General features: G+C 60.8%; 4 protein-coding genes. 1 reads left to right on the top strand and 3 read right to left on the bottom strand.

All coding sequences use genetic code 11. The features are described from left to right. Positions 1-470 precede the first annotated feature (470 nt). On the top strand, positions 471-620 hold the full coding sequence (locus EN991_RS30655; protein WP_086081318.1) for a hypothetical protein: 150 nt from the start codon (positions 471-473) through the stop codon (positions 618-620). Between the two features lie 83 nt (positions 621-703). Here the strand turns inward: EN991_RS30655 and EN991_RS30650 are convergent, their stop codons facing one another. The 3 genes from EN991_RS30650 to EN991_RS30635 all read right to left on the bottom strand — a co-directional run. Further along, complete coding sequence (locus tag EN991_RS30650) at positions 704-1,654, bottom strand: EamA family transporter (RefSeq protein ID WP_127370153.1); 951 nt, start codon at positions 1,652-1,654, stop codon at positions 704-706. Between the two features lie 115 nt (positions 1,655-1,769). Further along, positions 1,770-2,189: a VOC family protein gene (locus EN991_RS30645; protein ID WP_127370152.1), complete on the bottom strand. Its 420-nt coding sequence runs from the start codon at positions 2,187-2,189 to the stop codon at positions 1,770-1,772. Positions 2,190-2,571: 382 nt separating this feature from the next. Beyond that, on the bottom strand, positions 2,572-2,863 hold a 292-nt coding region (locus EN991_RS30635; protein WP_206519280.1), incomplete at its 5' end, for a hypothetical protein.

The raw sequence follows: 2,863 nt of genomic DNA, 5'->3' as shown, positions 1-2,863 counted from the left end.
GTCGAGTTGGATCTGAATTTGCTGCGTTGGAATGTCCCCTCCGCCGCAATTGCGCCGCTGGCCTTGGTGGCCGCCGGCAGGCAGCTTGCGTCGATGGATAGGAATTTTTTCTTGACGGGGTGAGGGCAGCTATGCTACATTTTTGCCTATGGTGCTGATTTGCGCCAGTGACCCGCCACCCAGGCGGGTTTTTGCGTTTTGGCCGGCGCTCGCCGAATTTCGACGTTGCCAGAAAGCGCCGACGCCAAAGCTGCCAATCTCCCCACTTGTGGGGGAGATGGCCGGCAGGCCAGAGGGGGCGCCGTAGAGTGCCGCCTTCGAACGGGTGGATCATTTGGATCGGAACGGCGTTGAGCCCTGACACAACCGGGGAATGAGCATGGCGACGAGGCGCAGGCGCTGGTCGGCAGGCCGGGCCGCCCGGCAAGCGGAAACCTTGATCAGGGCCAATCCTAGCCAGGGAGAGCGAGATGATCCGAAAACTCAAGGACGGCAAATACCGGCTGTATTCGCGGAAGAAGGACGACAAGACCGGCAAGCGGCGCAACCTCGGAACGTTCGATACGCGCGAGGCGGCGGAGAAGCACGAGAAGGAGGTGCAGTATTTCAAGCGGCATTGAGAGGCGGCCTCTGGCTGTCGCGATGGTGACTCACCAAACGCCAATGCGGCCGGCGCTGAATACAGCCGTCACCCGCAAGATGTCTACGCCACGCGTGGTTGAGCTGGCCTGACCACGGTGGCGAGGACGATGCCGGCGACGATGAAGGCCGCGCCGACCAGATCGTAATCGTGCAAGCCCTCGCCGAGCAGCAGATAGGCGAGCACGGCGACGAACACCGTCTGCAGGTAGAGCAGCATGCTTGCCCGGCTAGCACCCAGCGTTTGCACGCTTTTGTTGTAGAGATAGTACATCAAGGCGCCGCCGGGGCCTGCCAGATAGGCGAGCGCGAGAAGACTGTGGAGGTTCATCGCGGAGCGTTCGTCGTTGAACAATTCCCACGCATGGAAAGGCAAGGCGACCAGCGCACCGGCGCCGAGCAGCAGCACGACCATCGGCAGGAGTTCGATGCCGAATTTGGCACGGCGCAAAAGCACGGTGTAGAGGCCCCAGCAGAACGCGCTGCCGACGATCCACAGCTCGCCCGCGTTGACCTTGAGTTGCAGCAGCGCCCCCAGGTTGCCGTGGGCGACGATGAAAATCATCCCGGCAAGCGCAACCAGCGCGCCAAGCGACTTCCACAGGCCGAGAGGCTCGCCAAGCACGAAACGGGCGAGCACCATCGTCATGACAGGCGACAGCGCCATGATGATACCGGCCGTGGTGGCGTCGGTGTGGTTGAGGCCGTGGTAGATCATACCTTGGCACAGCGTCAGGCCGATCGCCCCCACGGCGACGACTTCCACGGCGCGCGTTCGCAAAAGCCCGATCATCGCCTCGTGATGACGGTGCACGATCGGCAGCAGGATGGCGCAAGCCAGCGTCAGCCGCCAGAAGCAGAGACCCCAGGGCGGCATTTCAGGCGCCACCCATTTGGCCGCGATATAGACACCAGCCGAAAGCAGCCAGCACAGGACGGCGGCCGGATAGCCGGCCAGGGAGGATATGGGGCGCACGGGTTGCACGGCTTGATGCGCTATCGGCATTGCCTGCATGTCATGCCCCCTTCGATGACCTCGGCCGGACGGGGGAATATAGCCTGTGTCGCTAGGTCGTGCATCCGTTTTGAAAGGCGAGAAGGAAGCTGCTCGGCCGATCGTGAAAACGATGTCAGTCTGCCTTGTCGCCGGAAGGCATTGCGGAAACGTCCATCCACATCGCGCCCACGGCATGGCCATCGGGATCAGCGAGGTCGCGTGTGTACATGAACCCGTGATCCTCGATTGGATTGATGTCGGCGGTGCCACCGTTCGCGGCAGCAGCTGTGGCCATCGCATCGACCGCCTCGCGGCTGTCCAGGGACAGCGCCAGCATGACCTCGCTGGACGTTGAAGGCGGGATGGGGCGCGTGGTCATCGTCTGCCATTTTTCACGGCTGAGCAGCATGAAGTTGATGTGGTCGCTCCACACCATCCCGGCGGCCGCCTCGCTGGTGAAGCTGGGATTGTTCTTGAACCCGAGGGATTCATAGAACGCCCTGGATGCCTTCACGTCGGTCACCGGCAGGCTCACGAAAATCTTCTTGCTCATCGATCATTCCTTTGATTGTCGAGGTGCCAGCGAGTGGCGCCTGCTTTAAGACGGTTGACTGCGCGTAGATCCGACACCGCATCTCAATTTTTTTGAATCGCCGGCGCAGGGGCACGGACGCCGAAACCGAGATCGACCGCGAGGCAGCTCTGCCGCTGACGAAACTGGTGAGATCGCCAGCTCCGACGCGCTGGAGGTCGAGGCGCTGGCGGTGCGCACCAAGCGAGGCGACCTCGGCCGCGTCGGGCGGCCGAACCAGAGGCGCCGAATTTGCGGGCGCCTCCGTATTATGATCCAAAAAGACACCGGGCGAGCGACAATCTAGCCCCTTCGTATTGTCGGTGGCAATGCGAAGCAAAAAAACAGCCTAGAAAGACGATGCTCAGTCGACTCCGGTATTAACCCCGGTTATCAAAGTAGCTGCACGATATTCAAGGTCTTTGACTTTCTGCTGCAGGTCGTAGTCGCTGCTGGCGAATAGATCGTGATCGCCCACGCGACAAACGAAAAAGTCGTAGAAGAACTCAATCGGGCTTTGGGTTACCAAGTCACTCAGATTATCCGGGAGAGAGGCCAAAACAGAGCTCGCCTTAACAATCTTCGTACCTTGCGCACCAAATGCGAATACGAATGATTCGGGGGAATTATCGACCATCCTTTCACACTGCTTGCGC

Source organism: Mesorhizobium sp. M7A.F.Ca.US.005.03.2.1, assembly GCF_003997795.1.
GTDB lineage: Bacteria > Pseudomonadota > Alphaproteobacteria > Rhizobiales > Rhizobiaceae > Mesorhizobium > Mesorhizobium ciceri.
Note: the sequence above shows the minus strand (reverse complement) of the source record. Positions and strands in the feature narration are given on the sequence as shown.